We start from the raw sequence: 17,226 nt of genomic DNA, 5'->3' as shown, positions 1-17,226 counted from the left end.
CGGGAGGGGGATCGATGGCTTGGCCGCAGCAGCCTGGGCCGCCGCCCCGTAACGGCCCGCAGCCTGGCTGGCAGCAGGCTCCGCAGCCGTGGAGTTGGCAGGCACCGCGACCGATGCACGGGCCGCGCCCTATGCACGGCCAGCGCCCGATGCAGCCCCCGTGGCCGTCGCAGGGACCGCGGCCGATGCGGCCACCGCCGCGTCCGCCACGACGGTCCGGTGGCGGGGTCGGCGTGATCATCGTCGTGGGTACGGTGATCATCGTCGGTGTGATCGGCGGCCTGGTGCTGGTCAACGGGCTGGCCGGCCGGACGTTCGGTGCCGCGTCCTCGGGGGCGACCAGTCGGGCCACACCCGCCAGCGCGTCGGAGCGGCCGACGGCCACGGCCAGTGCGAAGCCGAAGCCGCCGCCGCGGAGCACCACGCGACCGGCGACCACCGCTCCGCCGCGGACGACCGCACCCCCGCGCACGACCGCTCCGCCCAAGACCAAGGCACCACCCAAGACCAAGGCACCGCCGAAGACCAAGGCGCCGCCCAAGACCAAGAAGCCGCCGCAGCGGAGCCGGCCGGCGCACCTCCAGCCCCAGCGCGGCTACGACGACGTGCCGTTGCCCGGCTACGGGTCGACGCTGGAGCAGGCGGCGCGGGTGGCCATGGACAACTCGCTCTACGGCGAGAAGGTGTCGAAGTCGACCTGCTCGAAGATGCCCAACCTCTACAGCTATCCGTATCCCCAGCTGTCGGAGAAGAAGCTGCGCAGCGGGCTGCAGATCATGGCCGATTGTGCCGCGGCGATGTGGAAGAAGCCGATGGCCGAGGCCGGCTTTCAGGCGACCAAGGTCAAGTTCCGCACCTATCGCGGCGAGCTGAAGACGCCGTGCGGCCGGGCGGGCGGATACGGCACCGCCGGCTTCTACTGCTCAGGCAACCAGCAGATCTACATGGCGAAGGGGCTCGGCGCCTCGCGCAACCTCGGCGGCTACGTCTGGGGCGACTATCTGCACACCATGGACCACGAGTACGGCCATCACATTCAGGCCCGGACCGGCGTCCTCAACGCGGCCGGCTGGCACGAGCAGGTGGAGGATCGCCAGGACTCGCTGCTGATCAGGCGGCGGATCGAGCTGCAGGCCAACTGCTTCGCCGGGATGGCGATGAAGCGGTCCGGCAAGGTGTCGCAGTCCGAGATGCTGCAGTGGTCCGACGGGCGTCAGGATTCCGAGACCCATGGCTCCGCCGATCACTATCTGGCCTGGACCGCGCAGGGTTACCGGTATCGCGACATCTATCAGTGCAACACGTTCCGCGCGCCGGCCAGCGACGTGCGCTAGCTAGCCGACCGATTCGGGTTGACCGGTCTCCAGCGAGCGGTGCAGGGCCTCGAGCAACGCGATCACGTCCCTCGATGATTGGGGATCCACCAACGGCGCTCGGCCGGCGAGGATACAGTCGACAAGGTGCTGCTGCGCCGCCGTCACCGCACCGCCCCGCCGGCCGTGCAGATCGACCCCGATCGACATCCGGGGATACTCGTACGTCTCCGTGGTGGCCAGCTGAAGTTGATCATCGACCCGCGGCAGCTGGATCACGCCGCGCTCGCCGATCACCTCGATGAACGAATCGGTCATCGTCGGGAACGTGTCGGGATAGATCCAGCACGACTCGAAGGTCGCGACCGCGCCGCCGGCGTAGGTCACCTGGGCCTGGATCGCGTCGGGGGTGTCGATGCCGCGCTCCCGCAGCACGCCGGAGACCGCGTTGGCATAGACCCGGACCGGCCGTTCGCCGAGGAACCAGCCGACCAGATCCATGTCGTGGCTGGACAGGAACCAGGCGCAGGTCGTCCGTTCCGACCAGGACAGCATCGTCGTCGGGACGTGGATCCGGTCGTTCTTGCGGGCGTACGCCAGCCTAGGCCGGCCGATCCGGCCCGCGACGATCTCCGCGTGCGCCTGGGCGTAGGCGGGGATCCAGCGGTGGTTGAAGGACACCATCAGGGTCGAGGAGGATTCGCGTTCCAGGGCGATGATCTTGTCCGCCTCGGCCAACGACGTGGTCAGCGGTTTCTCCACCAGGACGTGCTTTCCGGCGCGCAAGGCGGCCAGACAGATTTCGGCATGCAGGTGATCGGGCGTCGCGACGATCACCAGATCGATCACCGGATCGGCCAGCAGCTCGGTGTAGTCGTCGGTCACCCGCTCGATCCCGTACGTCTCCGCCAGCTCGGTCGCCGTGCCGACCGGGACGCCGGCCACCGCCCGCAGCCGCACGCGCGGATCACCGACCGCCGAGGCCGCGTGACTCCGCCCCATGATGCCCGCGCCGATGATGCCGACGGCGACGATCCGTTGGTCCTGATTCAAGATCATCTTCCTTCGGTCGCGGAGCGCTGCCGGCATGACGGCAATCGATTGCAACGAGGGTACGGATCGGTCATGATCAAGGTCAAGCAGATCGAGGAGGATGGATGAGGGTTGCGGTCGTCGGCCTGGGGATGATGGGCCAGCTGCACAGTCGGGTGCTCCTCAGCGAGCCCGGCGTCGAGGCCGTGATCGGGGTCGAGACCGATCCGGATCGGGCCGCGGAGGTTTCGGCCGAGCTGGCCCTGGAGGTCCGGCCCGATCTCGAGTCGGTGCTGCCGGAGGTCGACGCGGTGTCGATCACGCTGCCCGATGATCTTCATCTGCCGGCCGCCCTGCTCGCCCTGGCCGCCGGCAAGTATGTCCTGGTCGAGAAGCCGCTGGCGACCACCGCCGCGGACTGCGAGGCGATCCTGGCCGCGCAGCCGCTGCCCGGCCGGCTGATGGTGGGTCACGTGCTGCGCTTCGACGAACGGCTGCGCGAGCTCAAGCGGCGGATCGACGCCGGCGTGTTCGGAAAGCTCCGCTACGTCCGGATCCATCGGGTCAACACCCGGGCCACCGCCGAGCGGGTCGCCGCCCGCGCCTCGGTGACCGCTTTCCTCGGCGTTCATGATCTCGATCTGCTGCTGTGGCTCACCGGCGAGGAGATCGAGTCCGCGAAGGCGGCCGGCCGCCGGGTGTTCGGCGCCTACTCCGACGTGACGGTCGCCACCCTCGACCTGTCCGCGGGCACCCTCGCCGTGCTGGAGAACCACTGGCTGCTGCACCCGTCGTCGGCCCGCAGTTGCCTGGCCGGCGTGCAGGTCTTCGGCGACGAGGGATCGGCCCTGATCGATCTGTCCACCGACGAGTTGGAGTTGATCACCGACGACGATCATCGGTCGGTGCGGATCGACACCCGAAACTGGACCCACGATCCGCTGGTCTCCGGCGGGTCCCTGCGACGCGAGCTCGCGTCGTTCATCCGGTCCGCGACCACCGGTGCCCCGGTCGAGGTCAGCGGTGAGGACGGGCTGCGCGCCGTCCGGGCGGTCGAGCTGGTCGAGGCGGCAGCGACGGCCGAGACGGAATAGGGCTCGTTCGTTCCCTGCGCCCGAATCCACCCGATGATCTTGGAGCCTCGGCTCTGTCCAGGCTCGGGGAAGGCGGCCGCTTGGCTAGCCAGTTCCGTGCACCTTGTCCCCACCGGGATATCGGCATAACGGCCAGAAAGACGCGCCAAGGACGGGCGGGGTGACGCGGTTGGTTGGGATCGCGGCCGACCAACGGTTAGGCGCCGGTTTCGAATTGCACTCCTCGAATGGACGCTTTGGCCGCAGGTGTCCGCCTGGAAGCTGGCCAACCAGTCCACTCGACGCCCGCCGGCGGGCGATCTCGTGATTCGATCCCTGAATGCTGCCGAACTCAGCGGTGGACCCGGGTCCAACCGGCTACCGGTCCGGCAGTCATCGAGTGTGACCTTTTCCACCCGGATTCGACGGTCTCAGGTGGAAAAGGCGACTCTCGACGCAAGCTCGGCCACGCACCTCGCTGACTCGAGGTTCGTTCCCTGAGCTCGGACTGTTCGGTCAGCTTCCAGGCAGAGATCTGCGGACGAAGGGCGCCACTCGAGGGTGCAATTCCAAACCCGGCGCGTAACCGGTGGCCGGCCGCGATTCCAACCAACCGCGTCACCCCGCCCGTCCTTGGCGCGTCTTTCCGGCCGTTAGGCCGATACCCCGGTGGGAGTGAGAGGCGCACGGACCTGGCGTGCCCTTCGACAGGCTCAGGGAACGAACAAGCCTCAAGGGCGAATGGGGCGGCCTTCGGCCTCGCGCCGGGAGCGCCAAGCGTCGACGACCTGGTCGACGTCCACGGTCTTGATGGTGATCTTGAGGCCGTCGGTGCGGCGGCGGGCGTCGACGAGCCGGCGGTTGAGTTCGGTGACGAGCTCGCGGACGACCTTCTCCGAGCGTTCGGTGGCCACTGTGTCGGCCAACTGCTCGAGTTCCTTGCGCAGGGCCAGACTCTCCGGCAGCGGCAGGTCGAGCTTCTCGCGTTTGAGATAGCCCTTCAGCCACCAGTTCGGATCCTGTCGCCGGCCCAAGCCCTGAATGGGCTTGCCGGCGCCCGGGAGATTGTCGAAGTCCCCCCGCTCCTGGGCCTCACGGATCTGAGCGTCGATCCAGGAATCGTTCATCATGATCACCTCCGCCAGGGATCGGCTCATTCTACCGACCCTCGAAATCACGTTGACCGGTGGGGAAGGATGAGGATCATGTCCAATCGCGCCCTGACCTTCGGTTCCAACGCGGCGGGGTACGACCTCCACCGCCCCGGCTACCCGGAGGCGATCATCGAACGGATCCTCGACTACGCAGAGCTGCCGATCCGGACCGCCCTCGAGGTCGGCGCCGGCACGGGCAAGGCGACCCGGCTGATCGCGGCGCACAAGATCACGGTGCTGGCCAGCGAGCCGGACGAGCGGATGCTGGCGGTGCTGCAGGAGCAGACCGCCGGCCTGCCGGTGACCCCGATCGTCGGCACTTTCGAGGACCTGTCGATCCCGGAGCTGGCCGGCCGGGTCCAGCTGCTGTACGCGGCGGCGGCGTTCCATTGGACCGATCCCGAGACCCGCTGGGACCGGACCGCGGCGATCCTGCCGATCGGCGCCACGGCCGCCTTCTTCGGCGGCGAGCTCGAGCTGACCGATCCCGCGGTCCGGGCCCGGTTCAACGAGGCCATCGGCGACCGGGCCGATCATCAGGCCGGGGTGCCGATGCCGGGCGATTCCGAGGGCTGGCAGTGGCCGGCCAACGAGCTGCGGCTCGACGCCCGGTTCGGTGCCGTCGAGCAGCACCACATCCCACGTCCGCTGCGGCTCTCCCTGGAGGATTTCATCGGCCACATCGGCACCCAGTCCCGGTTCCTGATCATGGATCCGGCTGAACGCCGGCAGACCTTCGACGAGGTGCGGTCGGCGATGCCCGAGGTGATCGAATTCACCGCCGACCTGACACTGCACCTGGCCCGGCGGATCAGCGAAGCGTGAGCACGATCTTGCCCTGCAACTCCCGCGCCTCGACCGCCCGGTGGGCTTCCCGGACCTCGTCCAACGGATAGGTCCGGCCGATCACCGGTCGCAGTTCGCCGGTCAGGGCCAACTGCTGCACCGCGGCGAACCGGCGGGCCCGCTCGGCCTGGAAGTCACCCAGCTGGTCCATGCCGAGGTGCCGGACCTCCCGCCCGGCCGCGTCATCCGGACCGACGAAGGTCTCGGCTGCGCTGGCGTTGCCGTAACTGCTGTAGCGGCCGCCACGCCGGACCAGGTCGAACGCCGCGCGACCGAGCTCGCCGCTGACCCCGTCGAAGGCCACGTCCACCGGGCCGACCCGGTCGAGCCAGTCCGGCTCGCTGTAGTCGACCACCTGATCGGCGCCGAGTTCCCGCACCAGGGCGAGCTTCCCGGCACCCCGAGCGGCGCCGATCACCCGCGCCCCCGCGTGGGCCAGCAACTGCACCAACACGGTGCCCAGGCCGCCGGCAGCCGGCAGCACCAGCGCCGTTTCACCCCGCTGCACCGGGGTGTGCTCCAGCAGCGCGTACGCGGTGCTCCCGTCGTTCAGCAGAGCCATCGACTGCTCCAGCGCCAGGTCGTCCGAGACGGGAAAGATCTCGTCCAGCGTGGCGATCACCCGGCTCGCGTAGCCGCCGCCGGGCAGGCTGGCCGCCACCCGGCGACCGAGCCAGCTCGGGTCCACCCCGTCGCCGACGGCGGCCACCACTCCGGCCGCCTCCAGTCCGGGCACGTACGGCGGCGGCGAAGCCAGAAACTCCGGCCACGCACCGCGCCGCAGATAGCCGTCCAGGGATTGGATGCCGGACACGGCCACGTCCAGCAGCACCTCACCGGGGCCGGGCTGCCGGTCCGCGGATTCCTTGATCACCAGGACCTCGGGCCCACCGAACTCAGTCACCTCTACATGTCGCATGCAGCGAGTGTGCAACCTCAAGCCGGGTTGAGCTCAAGACCGCGACATGATCATTTCGGCGTCCGGACCACCATGCCCGCGTACGCGAACCCACCGCCGAACCCGAACAGCAGCGCCGGAGTGTCGGCCGGCAACTCCCCCGCCCGAGCGAGCTTGGAGTACGCCATCGGGATGCTCGCCGCCGAGGTGTTGCCGGACGCGGTGATGTCGGTGGCGACGATGGCCGAGGTCAGGCCGAGCTGCCGGGCCAGCGGCTCGATGATCCGCAGATTTGCCTGGTGGCTGACGAAGATGCCGATGTCGGACAGCTCGTAGCCGGCGCGCTCGACGCTCTTGCGAGCCAGGCCTTCGGCCTCGGAGATGGCCCACTTGAACACCGACTTGCCCTCCTGGGCGAACTTGTTGACCGGAGGCTCGATCCGCACCGCACCGGCCAGCTCGGGCACCGAGCCCCAGGTGACATCGCTGACCGTCGGCTGATCACTGCGCCGCAGGATGAAGGCACCCCCGGCGTCCGCGACCAGGACGCAGGTCGTCCGATCGGTCCAGTCGGTGACCGCGGACAGCTTCTCGGCGCCGATCACCAGCGCCGTCGTCGCCGCCCCGGCCCGGATCGCCTGATCGGCGACCGCCAGCGCGTGCACATAACCGGAGCAGGCGACGTTGACGTCGATGATGGCCGGACCGTGCAGGCCGAGCCGCTCCGCGACCCGGCCGGCCGTGTTCGGCGAGCGTTGATCAGAGGTGCAGGACGCCACGATGACGAGATCGATCTCGGCGATCGGCACCCCGGTCGAGGTCAGCGCGTCCCGCGCCGCGGCCTCTGCCAGGTCGACCACGGTCTCGTCGTCGGCCGCGATCCGGCGGGTCACGATCCCGGTCCGTTGCCGGATCCACTCGTCCGAGGTCTCGACGATCGTCGCCATCTCGTCGTTCGTCATCACCCGCTCGGGCTGGTAATGCCCGGCTCCGACCAGCACCGACCCGACCCGCGCCGTCTCCACCATGGGCTGACTGTAAACCAGCGAACACGGACGAATCCCGGCAGCCCAGTCCGTGATCGGGCGGTCCGACGCGGCGGCGTGGCAGGCTGTGGCCATGGAGCCCTGGGTGATCGCGCTGGTGGTGATCTTCGTGATCGGCGTCGTCGTGATCGGGTACGGGTCCATCGCGGACCGCAAGCGCCGCGAACGCGCGCTGGCCGCGATCAAGTCGCCGCCGAAGCGGGACATCCCGCGGTTCGCCCCCGACGCCGAGCCGCCGCGCTACCTGACCGACCTCGAGGCCCACCGGCCACCGGAGGACGCGACCAGCACCGAGCTGTCCGCCGAGGATCGGACCGAGATCTCCACCCAGCTCAAGGATTCCTCGCCCACGATCATCACCGCCCGGCGGGCGTCCGACTTCTTCATCACCGACAAGACCAGTGGCTGGAGTGTGCTGGACCGGCCGCGAGTGCTGGTCTGTGCCGACCCGATCCGTTCGGTCCGGGAGCTGCTCAGCGTGCTGGAACGGATGATCGCCGCCCGGCAGTCGCTGGTGATCATGGCGCCCGAGTTTGCCGAGGACGTACGCAAGACGCTCGAGGTCAACCGGATCAGAAACATGCTGAACGTGCTCGCCCTGATCGCCGACGACGATGCCCGAGCCGCCGCGATCACCGCGACCGAGGCCGTCGCGGCTTCCGCCGGCGACCTGCAGGCCGGCTATCTGCCCGATGATCATCTCGGCCGCTGCGACCGCTGGGTGGCCGAATCCCGTCGCAGTTCGGTGATTGCGGCCGCCGATCACTGATCGTGGCGTCACGGCTACGATCACAGTCGTGACCGCACAGCCACCCGGTGAGCCCGACCGCCGCTGGCCGCGCTACGTCTACGGCGTCGGTACTGAGCCCGATCCGCGGTTCACGCTGGCCAACGAGCGCACCTTCCTGGCCTGGATCCGGACCGCGCTCGGCTTCCTCGCCGGCGGCGTCGGCGTGATGGCGATCGCCGGGCTCAGCGGCCCGGTCAGCCTCGAGGTGCGGGCGGCGGCCATCGCACTGATCGTCTGTGGCGTCGCCTGCGGCGTCGGCGGGCTGACCCGGTGGGTCCGCAACGAGCGCGCCCTCCGGCAGCAGCACCCGCTGCCGTCGTCGCCGCTGTTCACGGTGGTCGCGGTCGGCATCGCCGCTGTCGCGGTGGTGGCGGTCGTGGTCGTCCTGCAGTAGTCGATCATGCCCGCCGACCCCGGACTGCAGAACGAGCGGACCACGCTGGCCTGGCAGCGCACCACCCTGTCCGGCCTGGCCTGCGCCTTGATCATCTCGCGATTGATCTTCGGCCACTCCCCTGCCACCGCGATCGCCGTCGCTGCCGTGGCGATCATCGCCGCCATCACCCTCGGCCGACTGTCCGCCAGCCGGTACAAGATCAACAACGCCACCTGGGCCGCACCCCGGCTGGGCACCGACGGCCGCACCGCAGCCGCCCTCACCACCCTGGTCATGATCATCGCCCTCGGCGCGATCGGCTACGTCCTGGTCGCCTAGCCGTCACGTCAAGGATTACCGTCATCCCTTCCGTACGGGCGAAAAACCTGCGAGGATCGATCGGGTGATGTCCTCGACACTGCGGCGGGGTTTGATCGTCACCGCCACCACGACAGTCCTGCTCGCCCTGCTCACGACGCTCGGCGCGACGCCGGCACGGGCGGCCGCCACCCACTACGTCGCCCTCGGCGACTCCTACTCGGCCGGGGTCGGCACCCGGGACAAGCAGGATGACTGCTATCGCTCCCCGTACGGCTATCCGGCCCTGATCGGCGACGCGTACGGCCTGACGCTGGACTACCAGGCCTGCAGCGGAGCGGTCACGGCCGATGTCGCCGGCAACCAGGTCCAGGCGCTGAGCAGCAGCACCACGCACGTGTCGATGACCATCGGCGGCAACGACGCCGGCTTCGCCGACGTCCTCACCGAATGCGCGCTGCCCGGCTGGCTGAGCGACTGCGAAGGGGAGATCGCGAAGGGCAACGCCGTGATCGCCAACGTCCTGCCCGGCCGCTACGACTCGCTGTTCGGCACCATCGGCGCCGCCGCGCCCGACGCGACGGTCGCGATCGGCGGCTATCCGTGGATCTTCAACGGCGAGGACTGCAACGCCGCGACCTTCTTCAGCCCGGAGGAGGAAGCCGCGCTCAACGCCGGCGTCGACGACCTCGACGCCCTCATCGCGGCCAAGGCCGGCAACCACGGCTTCACCTTCGTCGATCCGCGGTCGGCCTTCGACGGGCACGCGGTGTGCGACGACCCGGAGTGGATCAACGGCCTGAGCAATCCGGTCGAGGAGTCGTACCATCCCAACCGCGCCGGCAACGTCGGCTACGCGGCCCTGATCGGACCGGCACTGACCGGGTCGGTGTTCGACCCGACCTCGCTGGAGCGCCAGGTCACCGCGGCCAAGAAGCCGGTGACCCGGAGCCAGGCCCTGCGCCACGAGGCCACGACGGTGCTGTCCTTCGACCTGACCACCCCGGCCAACCTGGCCGCCGCCGAACGGCACGGCCTCGACCCCGCCACGATCAAGCGACTGGCCCGCAACCTCGAGTCGGACGACCTCGACACCGTCCGGCACGCCCTCGACGCCCTCCGCCGCCTCGACCGCGCAACGAGCTGAGCCCGCGATCACGAGTCAGGCGTAGCCGAGGTCGTGCAGGCGGGCGTCGTCGATGCCGAAGTGGTGGGCGATCTCGTGCACCACGGTGATGTGCACCTCCTCGACCACGTCTTCGACGGTGTCGCAGATGGCGAGGGTGGGCAGCCGGTAGATGAAGATCCGGTCGGGCAGGACGCCGGCGTAATCGGTGCCGCGCTCGGTCAGCGGGATGCCGTCATAGAGTCCGAGCAGGTTCTCGCCCGGCGGCGGCGAGTCCTCGACCAGGATCACGCAGTTGTCGATCAGGGCGGCCAGCTCGGGCGGGACCTCGTCCAAGGCCGCTGACACCAGCTCCTCGAAGCGTTCCACCGACAGCTCGATCGCCACTCCGCCACCTCTGCCCTTCGCGCAAACCTGAGCCGCCCATCGAGGGCCGCTGAGAATTCGCCGTACCGGTTCGAGTTCTCCCTGAGGGTTCGGACCCCGTGCCGCCGATCGTACCGATCTGGGCCGAAACCGGTCCCACCGCTGGTCAAAGCGGAATGACACGGCTGTTATTTCTGCCCCGCACGCGGCGTGTCGCCTTGCTTCCAACCCTCAACCCCTACTCAACCCCTTGCCGTGGCTGATGTTACGAGATTAAAGTCCTGCGCAGCTTGGGGTTGTAGTTACTGGCGTGACTTGGGGGACGGCGGTGATTGCGTCCTGAGGGAATCCGTTCAATCGGTCCGGGAAGGCCGTGTTGAGGAGGAAGAGTCCGTGAGTATCACCATCCGCGCGGCCAAGACCGTGTCGGCCCTCGCCCTGACTGCGGGCGTGGTGGTGGCCCTGATGGGGATGCAACCGGCCGAGGCCGGCTGGCAGGCCACCGCCACCGAAGGGGTCAACATCCGGTCCGGCCCGAGCACCGCGAAGTCGATCATCGGCGGTCTCTACCGGGGCGGCACCATCACCGCCCTCAGCTCCAGCAGCGGCTGGACCAAGGTCAGGTTCAACGGCGACATCGCCTACATCTCCAGCAAATACCTGACCAAGGACAAGGACTTGGCGGCGCCGAGTGACATCAACACCGGCAGCGTCAAGATCACCACCACCGATCTCAACGTCCGCAAGGGCCCTGGCCTCTCCTACGACAAGATCACCACCCTGTCGGACGGATTCAAGGTCACGCTCACCGGCAAGGTGTCCCGCGGCTTCGCCGAGGTGACCGTCGGCGACAGCAAGGGCTGGGTCAGCACGCAGTATCTGGCCAGCTCCAACGGCCTGCCCAAGACGACCGGGACCCGGACCGCGACCACGGACCTGTTGATCAGGACCACCGCGGACGCCGACTTCGGGATCATCACCGAGGTCAAGAAGGGCGCCAAGCTCAAGGTCACCGGCGCGACCAAGAACGGCCGGGCCCAGATCGTGTACGGCAACGCCGTCCGCTGGGTCACCGCCAAATACCTGTCCAACACTCAGGTGAACGCGCCGTCGGTGCCGAAGCTGCCCAAGATCACCGGCACCCGGTACGCGACCACGGAGTTGATGATCAGGTCCACCAGCTCCGACAACTTCAAGGATCTCGGTGACGTCGGCAAGGGCACCAAGCTCAAGATCACCGGCGTGATCAAGAGCGGCCGGGCCCAGATCGTGTACGACAACGCGGTCCGCTGGGTCACCGCCAAGTATCTGTCCAAGACGAAGCCGAAGGCCGACAGCTCCGGCGGCGGCTCATCGGGTGGCGGCGGGCCGTCGATGGACTCCGGCGACTACGCCGACGAGAAGGGCCTGCAGAACAACACGGTCAAGGTGCACCGCGCGATCTTGGAGCACTTCCCGCAGGTCAAGACGTTCTACGGGGTGCGCCCCGGATCCTGGAACGCCGAGCACCGGGACGGCCGCGCGATCGACATCATGGTGCCCAACTACAGCAGCTCTTCCGGCAAGGCGCTCGGTGACGACATCGCCGCCTGGCTGAAGAAGAACCACAAGTCGCTGGGGATCAACTACCTGATCTGGCAGCAACGGATCTGGAACATCGAGCGCAACGGCGAGGGCTGGCGGTGGATGGCCGACCGCGGCGACGACTCGGCCAACCACTACAACCACGTCCACGTCACCACCTACTCCTCCGGTCACCCGGCGGCCGGTGGGTCGGGCCAGGTCGACAAGCCGAGCAAGAACAAGAAGAAGAAGTCGAGCTCGGAGTCGGGCCAGACCGGCACCTGCAAGGCCTCGTTCTACGACGAGCCGCAGGAGACGGCGACCGGCGGCTGGTTCGACCCGGAGCAGCTGAGCACGGCGCACAAGTCGCTGCCGTTCGGCACGAAGGTCAAGGTGACCAACCTGGTCAACGGCAAGACCGTCACGGTCCCGGTGCTCGACCGGGGTCCGTACATCGAGGGCCGCTGCCTCGACCTGTCGAAGGCGGCCATGCGTGAGATCGGCGGACTCAACGCCGGGGTGGTTCCGGTCAAGTACGAGATCCTGTAACCCGGCAGCACCCGCTTGCCCACGGACGATCCGGCCCGCAGTTCACACCGAGCTGCGGGTCGGGTTCTGTTCGGGGCCGGTCGGCCGGGTGCGGGCCGAGGGCCATAATGAGGCACGTGACCGCACGCATCCTGGACGGAACCGCCACCGCACAAGCCCTGCTCGAGGAGACCGCGGACCGCGCGGCCAAGATCACCGAACGGCTCGGCCGCAAGCCGTCCCTGGTGACCGTCCTGGTCGGTGAGGACCCGGCGTCGAAGACGTACGTGAAGATGAAGGCCAACCGGGCCGCCAAGTACGGCCTCGAGTCGCGCCGGATCGAGCTGCCGGACACCAGCACCACCGCCGAGGTGGTCGCCCGGGTCGAGGAGCTCTCGGCGGACGACACGGTCGACGGCATCCTGGTGCAGCACCCGGTGCCGAGCCAGGTCGACGAGCCGGCGGTGTTCGAGGCGATCCGGGCCGACAAGGACGTCGACGGCGTCACCATGACCTCCTTCGCGGCGATGGGCCTCGGCCGGACCGGCTTCCAGTCCTGCACTCCCGGCGGGATCATCCGGCTGCTGGACGCGTACCAACTGCCGCTCGAGGGCCAGCACGCGGTCGTCGTCGGCCGCAGCCCGATCCTGGGCAAGCCGGTCGGCATGCTGCTGCTGGAGCGCAACGCGACCGTCACCTACTGCCACTCCCGGACCCGGGACCTGGCCGAGGTGGTCCGGACCGCCGACCTGATCGTCGCCGCGGTGGGCCGGCCGGAGCTGATCCGCGGTGACTGGGTCAAGCCCGGCGCCGTGGTCGTGGACGCGGGCTACAACCCGGGCAACGTCGGCGATGTCGAGTACGCGGCGGCGGCCGAGCGGGCGAGCTGGATCACGCCGGTGCCCGGTGGCGTCGGCCCGATGACCATCGCCACCCTGCTCGCCCAAACCGTCGACGCCGCCCTCACCCGCCTCTGAACCCCCACCCCAGCCGAGTTGTCAGAACTGAGTTGTGCCAGGACACAACTCAGTTCTGACAACTCGGCAAAATGGAGGGGCTCAGGCGGCGAGAAGCATCGCCAGGGCGGCGGTGTCGGCGTCGGTGTTGGGGTCGAGATCGCCGCGGCTGACCAGGTGCGTCACCGTACCCTCGATGTCGGCCTCCACCCATGCCGCCCGGTGATCGAGCCCCAGGTACGGCAAGCCGGGCAGGAACACGCAGCCGGACGCGACCTCGTGATCGCGGACCGAGGTGATGGTCTGCCCCGGTGGATGCAGCACGAACAGGCCCGGCGGCTGCTCGTCCCGGGCGAACTGGCCCGGCTGCAGCGCGTCGTCGCCGATCAGTGAGCCCTCGGCCACCACCAGTCCGACCGCGGCCGGGGTCATGTCGGGCTTGTCCTCCCGGACCCGGTAGACCGTCGTCGTCGGCACCAGACCCGGCACCGCGGCGAGCTGCACCGCCAAGATCAGGATCTTGGACCATTCGACCATGTCCGCCGGCCAGCGCCCGGAAACGATGAATCCGTACAGGGATCCCTGCGACTGCAGCGGTGCGATCTCAATCGAGCCGGATCGTTGATCGTCCATGATGATCCCCTCCCGACGAGGACCCTGAAAGCCAGGGCTTTCATTTCATGATCAACGATCACGGGGTTAGCAGACAAGAGAGGGCGAGTGCCAACCGTGTAACAGAACCCCGGCCGCCGGATACGGTTTGGGCAGAAGCGCGGATTCCGGCTACAGTTTTCCGGTCCGAGTCCCCATCGTCTAGAGGCCTAGGACACCGCCCTTTCAAGGCGGCAACGCGGGTTCGAATCCCGTTGGGGATGCCACACGGAAACGGCCCCGACTAGGAATAACACCGAGTCGGGGCCGCTTCACTCCCGGACGCTTCGGCTGCCCGGGACACGGCGAGAGCGCAGGCGCGAGTTGATCAGAGTCCCGGAGGCCCTCCGAAATCACGCGGTCGCCGCCGGCGCCGAACGCTGGCTTGCCGACCTGCCAGAGCTCGTGAACCACCTCGAGCAGCAGTGGGACCTCACCCTCGGTCGCCCGCTCGCGGGGGCCACCGAGGCGTACGTCGCGGAGGTGACGACCGGCGCCGGGCAGCCGGCCGTGCTGAAGGTCCTGCTGCCGCTGAGCGGGGGCCGGGCCCGGCACGAGATCACGGCGCTGCGGCTGGCCGACGGCCGGGGATGCGTGGCCCTGCTCCGCGACGACCCCGACCTGGGCGCGCTCCTGCTCGAGCGGCTGGGTCCACCCCTGTACGAGCTGGGCCTCCCTACCGCGCAACGGCACGAGATCCTGGTCGACACGGCGGCGAAGTTGTGGCGCCCGGCGCCGGACAGCGGGCTCCCGACCGGTGCCGACCGAGCTCGGCACCTGGCCACCTTCGTCACCGAGTCGTGGCAGAGACTCGACCGTCCCTGCTCGGAGCGGGCGATCGACTACGCGCTCGCCTGTGCCCACCGGCGCGCGGCCGCTCACGACGACGAGCGGGCCGTGCTGGTGCACGGCGACGTGCATCAGCTCAACGCCCTCCAGGCGGGCCCGGAGTTCAAGCTCGTCGATCCGGACGGTCTGCTGGCCGAGCCCGAGTGCGACCTCGGGACGGTGATGCGGGGCGATCCCGTCGAACTGCTCCAGGGCGACCCGCGGGAGCGGGCCCGGCGGCTCGGCGCGCGGTCGGGCCTCGACGCCACGGCCATCTGGGAGTGGGGCGTCATCGAGCGGGTGGCGAGCGGATTGCATTGCACCGAGATCGAGGTCCAGCCCCTCGGCCGGCAGACCCTGGCCGCCGCCGAGGCCGTCGCCGGCCCCGAGCCGGCCTGACCGAATCCGATGAAGGGCCACGGAATTGGGTACAGGTCGGTCAGGCACACCGACCGCCTGGGAGGCCGGCCGTGCCGAGGTCACGCTGGTTGAACCACCAGCTGTCGTGACCGCCGGCCCCGTGCGGGTGGTCTGGCGTGCCGGGTAGTCGACGGCGCGTCAGGCCCGCCGGGCCGAACTGGCCGAACTGGCCGAACTGGCCGAAACGCACCGCGGGGACACGTGGGATCGTGGCCCGGTGCACTCGACGAACGACAGCGGTTTCGCCGGGCCGGATGAGCCCGTCCCGCCGGCGATCCGCCGCCTGAGCGCGGGTGAGCCCGTCGCGGCTGTGTGGGTGAACGGTTCCGGCGGCGTGGCATTTCGGATCGGTTCCGGGCCGGACCGGTTCGCGAAATGGGCTCCCGCCGGATCGCAGCTGGATCTGGCCGCCGAGGCGGAACGGCTGCGCTGGGCCCATCGCTTCGCGCGGGTGCCGCAGGTGCTCGCCGCGGGCGAAGACCCCGACGGATCGTGGCTGGTCACCACCGCCCTGCCGGGTGAGACCGCCATCTCGGACCGCTGGAAGGCCGATCCCGCGACGGCCGTCCGGGTGGGCGGCGCCGCCCTCCGCGCGTTGCACGATGCGCTTCCGGTGGCGGACTGCCCGTTCGATTGGTCGGTCGGCGCCCGGATCGGCCGCCGCGGACTCTCCGGACCGGCCGCGGACCAGCTGTTGGCCGACGCCCCGCCGGTCGACCGCCTGGTGGTCTGCCACGGCGACGCCTGTTCGCCCAACACCTTGATCGACGCGGACGGGCGCTACGCGGGTCACGTCGACTTCGGCGACCTCGGCGTCGCCGATCGGTGGGCTGATCTTGCCATCGGGACCTGGAGCACCGAGTGGAACTACGGGCCCGGCTGGGAGGAGCTCTACCTGGAGGCGTACGGGGTGCCGGCCGATCCGCTCCGCCTTCGCTACTACCGGCGACTGTGGGAACTCACCTGAGGGACGGTCCGGCGGCATGATCACGATGCTCAGGTGGTGATGAGGGTCGACGCCATCAGCGGCGTTCACCACAGCCGGGCACCGGACAGACGGGGTCGAGGCACTCGGCCGACTCGTCGACGGGCGAGCACGACGCGGACCAGGTCACCGAGCGCTCGAACGACGTGAGGATCGGAGACCTCGTACCGCACCTGCCGGCCCTCGGGCTCGGCGATCACGCTACAGCCTTCGCTGTATCGTCGCGTCGTTCCGGCTCTCGACCACGTGGAGCCGCCAGGATGAGGGGATGACGACCTCGACGCAGGCACCGGCGGCGGTCGGCGAACGGCGGGACGTGGCGCGGTGGCTGCATGTCGCCATCGCGGCGGTCGCCGCGGCCGGCCTGGTGATCCAACTGGCGCTGCTCTTCGCCGGCGGCGAAGACGTCAACTCCGGGAGCGGTGCCGCGGCCGTCCCGCTCGGCACGCGGCTGCTCCGGTTCTTCAGCTACTTCACGATCCAGAGCAACATCCTGGTGCTGGTCGTGTCGATCTTGCTGGCGCTGCGGCCCGGCCGGGACGGTGCGTTCTGGCGCACCGTCCGGCTGGACGCGCTGTTGGGCATCGTGATCACCGGCATCGTGTACGCCACCATCCTGGCGCCACTGGCCCACTTCGAGGGCACGGCGCTCCTCGCCACCGTGCTGCTGCACTACGTCAGCCCGTGGCTGTTCCTCGCCTGCTGGCTCCTGGTCGGGCCGCGGCCGAGGATCGGCTGGATCACCGTGGCCGCGGCCTTCGCCTGGCCCGCCGCCTGGATCGCGTACACCCTGATCCACGGGGCGATCAGCGGCTGGTATCCGTACCCGTTCCTCAACGTCACGCAGTTGGGCTTCCCGATCGCCCTGCGCAACATCGTGATCATCCTGCTCGCGGCCGCGGTCATCGCCGTGATCTTCCGGCTGCTCGACCGGCTGCCCAGCCTCGACCGTTGACG

Annotated in this window: 18 protein-coding genes and 1 tRNA gene; 13 read left to right on the top strand and 6 right to left on the bottom strand. The window is 69.3% G+C overall.

Annotated elements, in window-relative coordinates; all coding sequences use genetic code 11:
• The first annotated feature begins 185 nt into the window (after positions 1–185).
• Positions 186–1,334 (top strand): neutral zinc metallopeptidase, encoded by a 1,149-nt coding sequence (locus FNH24_RS29190; protein WP_161606372.1) that lies wholly within the window; start codon positions 186–188, stop codon positions 1,332–1,334.
• Here the strand turns inward: FNH24_RS29190 and FNH24_RS29185 are convergent, their stop codons facing one another.
• Positions 1,335–2,372, bottom strand: coding sequence for a Gfo/Idh/MocA family protein (locus FNH24_RS29185; RefSeq protein ID WP_152365717.1), 1,038 nt, complete (start codon positions 2,370–2,372; stop codon positions 1,335–1,337).
• Positions 2,373–2,470: 98 nt separating this feature from the next.
• On the opposite strand from FNH24_RS29185, the gene FNH24_RS29180 reads away from it, so the two are divergent.
• The gene (locus FNH24_RS29180) at positions 2,471–3,439 is read left to right on the top strand and encodes a Gfo/Idh/MocA family protein (RefSeq protein WP_152365716.1); all 969 of its coding nucleotides are present in this window, start codon (positions 2,471–2,473) and stop codon (positions 3,437–3,439) included.
• Between the two features lie 710 nt (positions 3,440–4,149).
• Here FNH24_RS29180 and FNH24_RS29175 read toward each other — a convergent pair.
• Positions 4,150–4,575, bottom strand: a complete 426-nt coding sequence (locus tag FNH24_RS29175) for a DnaJ family domain-containing protein (protein ID WP_246187116.1) — start codon at positions 4,573–4,575, stop codon at positions 4,150–4,152.
• Positions 4,576–4,623: 48 nt separating this feature from the next.
• Between FNH24_RS29175 and FNH24_RS29170 the strand changes: the two genes are divergently transcribed.
• Positions 4,624–5,397 (top strand): class I SAM-dependent methyltransferase, encoded by a 774-nt coding sequence (locus FNH24_RS29170; RefSeq protein ID WP_161606371.1) that lies wholly within the window; start codon positions 4,624–4,626, stop codon positions 5,395–5,397.
• Here the strand turns inward: FNH24_RS29170 and FNH24_RS29165 are convergent.
• Together FNH24_RS29165 and FNH24_RS29160 are read right to left on the bottom strand one after the other, a co-directional pair.
• Complete coding sequence (locus FNH24_RS29165) at positions 5,384–6,337, bottom strand: zinc-binding dehydrogenase (RefSeq protein ID WP_152365714.1); 954 nt, start codon at positions 6,335–6,337, stop codon at positions 5,384–5,386. The two genes, FNH24_RS29170 and FNH24_RS29165, sit on opposite strands and share 14 nt — an antisense overlap.
• A gap of 50 nt (positions 6,338–6,387) precedes the next feature.
• A complete protein-coding gene (locus tag FNH24_RS29160; RefSeq protein ID WP_152365713.1) occupies positions 6,388–7,344 on the bottom strand; it encodes a beta-ketoacyl-ACP synthase 3 in 957 nt (318 codons plus the stop codon).
• A gap of 91 nt (positions 7,345–7,435) precedes the next feature.
• On the opposite strand from FNH24_RS29160, the gene FNH24_RS29155 reads away from it, so the two are divergent.
• The 4 genes from FNH24_RS29155 (at position 7,436) to FNH24_RS29140 (ending at position 9,993) form a co-directional block, all read left to right on the top strand.
• Positions 7,436–8,131, top strand: coding sequence for a hypothetical protein (locus tag FNH24_RS29155; protein ID WP_152365712.1), 696 nt, complete (start codon positions 7,436–7,438; stop codon positions 8,129–8,131).
• 28 nt (positions 8,132–8,159) lie between these two features.
• The gene (locus tag FNH24_RS29150) at positions 8,160–8,546 is read left to right on the top strand and encodes a YidH family protein (RefSeq protein WP_152365711.1); all 387 of its coding nucleotides are present in this window, start codon (positions 8,160–8,162) and stop codon (positions 8,544–8,546) included.
• Between the two features lie 6 nt (positions 8,547–8,552).
• The gene (locus tag FNH24_RS29145) at positions 8,553–8,867 is read left to right on the top strand and encodes a DUF202 domain-containing protein (RefSeq protein ID WP_152365710.1); all 315 of its coding nucleotides are present in this window, start codon (positions 8,553–8,555) and stop codon (positions 8,865–8,867) included.
• Between the two features lie 67 nt (positions 8,868–8,934).
• A complete protein-coding gene (locus FNH24_RS29140; RefSeq protein WP_152365709.1) occupies positions 8,935–9,993 on the top strand; it encodes an SGNH/GDSL hydrolase family protein in 1,059 nt (352 codons plus the stop codon).
• Between the two features lie 15 nt (positions 9,994–10,008).
• Here the strand turns inward: FNH24_RS29140 and FNH24_RS29135 are convergent, their stop codons facing one another.
• A complete protein-coding gene (locus FNH24_RS29135; protein ID WP_152365708.1) occupies positions 10,009–10,359 on the bottom strand; it encodes a metallopeptidase family protein in 351 nt (116 codons plus the stop codon).
• A gap of 372 nt (positions 10,360–10,731) precedes the next feature.
• Between FNH24_RS29135 and FNH24_RS29130 the strand changes: the two genes are divergently transcribed.
• Together FNH24_RS29130 and FNH24_RS29125 are read left to right on the top strand one after the other, a co-directional pair.
• Positions 10,732–12,450 carry a septal ring lytic transglycosylase RlpA family protein gene (locus tag FNH24_RS29130; protein WP_152365707.1) on the top strand — a complete coding sequence of 573 codons (1,719 nt, stop codon included), beginning with the start codon at positions 10,732–10,734 and terminating at the stop codon, positions 12,448–12,450.
• Between the two features lie 116 nt (positions 12,451–12,566).
• Complete coding sequence (locus tag FNH24_RS29125; protein ID WP_246187115.1) at positions 12,567–13,406, top strand: bifunctional 5,10-methylenetetrahydrofolate dehydrogenase/5,10-methenyltetrahydrofolate cyclohydrolase; 840 nt, start codon at positions 12,567–12,569, stop codon at positions 13,404–13,406.
• Between the two features lie 81 nt (positions 13,407–13,487).
• Here the strand turns inward: FNH24_RS29125 and FNH24_RS29120 are convergent, their stop codons facing one another.
• On the bottom strand, positions 13,488–14,018 hold the full coding sequence (locus FNH24_RS29120; RefSeq protein ID WP_152365705.1) for a peptidase: 531 nt from the start codon (positions 14,016–14,018) through the stop codon (positions 13,488–13,490).
• Positions 14,019–14,187: 169 nt separating this feature from the next.
• Here FNH24_RS29120 and FNH24_RS29115 point away from each other — a divergent pair.
• From FNH24_RS29115 to FNH24_RS29100, 4 genes are all read left to right on the top strand, one after another.
• A tRNA-Glu gene (locus tag FNH24_RS29115) sits at positions 14,188–14,263 on the top strand.
• A gap of 97 nt (positions 14,264–14,360) precedes the next feature.
• Positions 14,361–15,263, top strand: a complete 903-nt coding sequence (locus FNH24_RS29110; protein ID WP_152365704.1) for an aminoglycoside phosphotransferase family protein — start codon at positions 14,361–14,363, stop codon at positions 15,261–15,263.
• A 355-nt stretch (positions 15,264–15,618) separates the two neighbouring features.
• Entirely contained in the window at positions 15,619–16,251 is a 633-nt protein-coding gene (locus FNH24_RS29105; protein ID WP_217428593.1) for an aminoglycoside 3'-phosphotransferase, read from the top strand.
• A 286-nt stretch (positions 16,252–16,537) separates the two neighbouring features.
• Positions 16,538–17,224: a Pr6Pr family membrane protein gene (locus tag FNH24_RS29100; protein WP_170304537.1), complete on the top strand. Its 687-nt coding sequence runs from the start codon at positions 16,538–16,540 to the stop codon at positions 17,222–17,224.
• Positions 17,225–17,226 lie beyond the last annotated feature (2 nt).

Origin of the sequence: Microlunatus speluncae (genome assembly GCF_009299835.1) — a bacterium.
In the GTDB taxonomy this organism is placed as follows: Bacteria; Actinomycetota; Actinomycetes; order Propionibacteriales; family Propionibacteriaceae; genus Microlunatus; species Microlunatus speluncae.
Note: the sequence above shows the minus strand (reverse complement) of the source record. Positions and strands in the feature narration are given on the sequence as shown.

What these genes read in the sequence shown, in the direction of transcription:
- FNH24_RS29145 (WP_152365710.1), top strand. Translation starts at nt 8,553, where the DNA reads ATGCCCGCCGACCCCGGACTGCAGAACGAGCGGACCACGCTGGCCTGG.
- FNH24_RS29140 (WP_152365709.1), top strand. Translation starts at nt 8,935, where the DNA reads ATGTCCTCGACACTGCGGCGGGGTTTGATCGTCACCGCCACCACGACA.
- FNH24_RS29175 (WP_246187116.1), bottom strand. Translation starts at nt 4,575, where the DNA reads ATGAGCCGATCCCTGGCGGAGGTGATCATGATGAACGATTCCTGGATC.
- FNH24_RS29120 (WP_152365705.1), bottom strand. Translation starts at nt 14,018, where the DNA reads ATGGACGATCAACGATCCGGCTCGATTGAGATCGCACCGCTGCAGTCG.
- FNH24_RS29165 (WP_152365714.1), bottom strand. Translation starts at nt 6,337, where the DNA reads ATGCGACATGTAGAGGTGACTGAGTTCGGTGGGCCCGAGGTCCTGGTG.
- FNH24_RS29190 (WP_161606372.1), top strand. Translation starts at nt 186, where the DNA reads ATGCGGCCACCGCCGCGTCCGCCACGACGGTCCGGTGGCGGGGTCGGC.
- FNH24_RS29155 (WP_152365712.1), top strand. Translation starts at nt 7,436, where the DNA reads ATGGAGCCCTGGGTGATCGCGCTGGTGGTGATCTTCGTGATCGGCGTC.
- FNH24_RS29100 (WP_170304537.1), top strand. Translation starts at nt 16,538, where the DNA reads ATGACGACCTCGACGCAGGCACCGGCGGCGGTCGGCGAACGGCGGGAC.
- FNH24_RS29180 (WP_152365716.1), top strand. Translation starts at nt 2,471, where the DNA reads ATGAGGGTTGCGGTCGTCGGCCTGGGGATGATGGGCCAGCTGCACAGT.
- FNH24_RS29160 (WP_152365713.1), bottom strand. Translation starts at nt 7,344, where the DNA reads ATGGTGGAGACGGCGCGGGTCGGGTCGGTGCTGGTCGGAGCCGGGCAT.
- FNH24_RS29185 (WP_152365717.1), bottom strand. Translation starts at nt 2,372, where the DNA reads ATGATCTTGAATCAGGACCAACGGATCGTCGCCGTCGGCATCATCGGC.
- FNH24_RS29170 (WP_161606371.1), top strand. Translation starts at nt 4,624, where the DNA reads ATGTCCAATCGCGCCCTGACCTTCGGTTCCAACGCGGCGGGGTACGAC.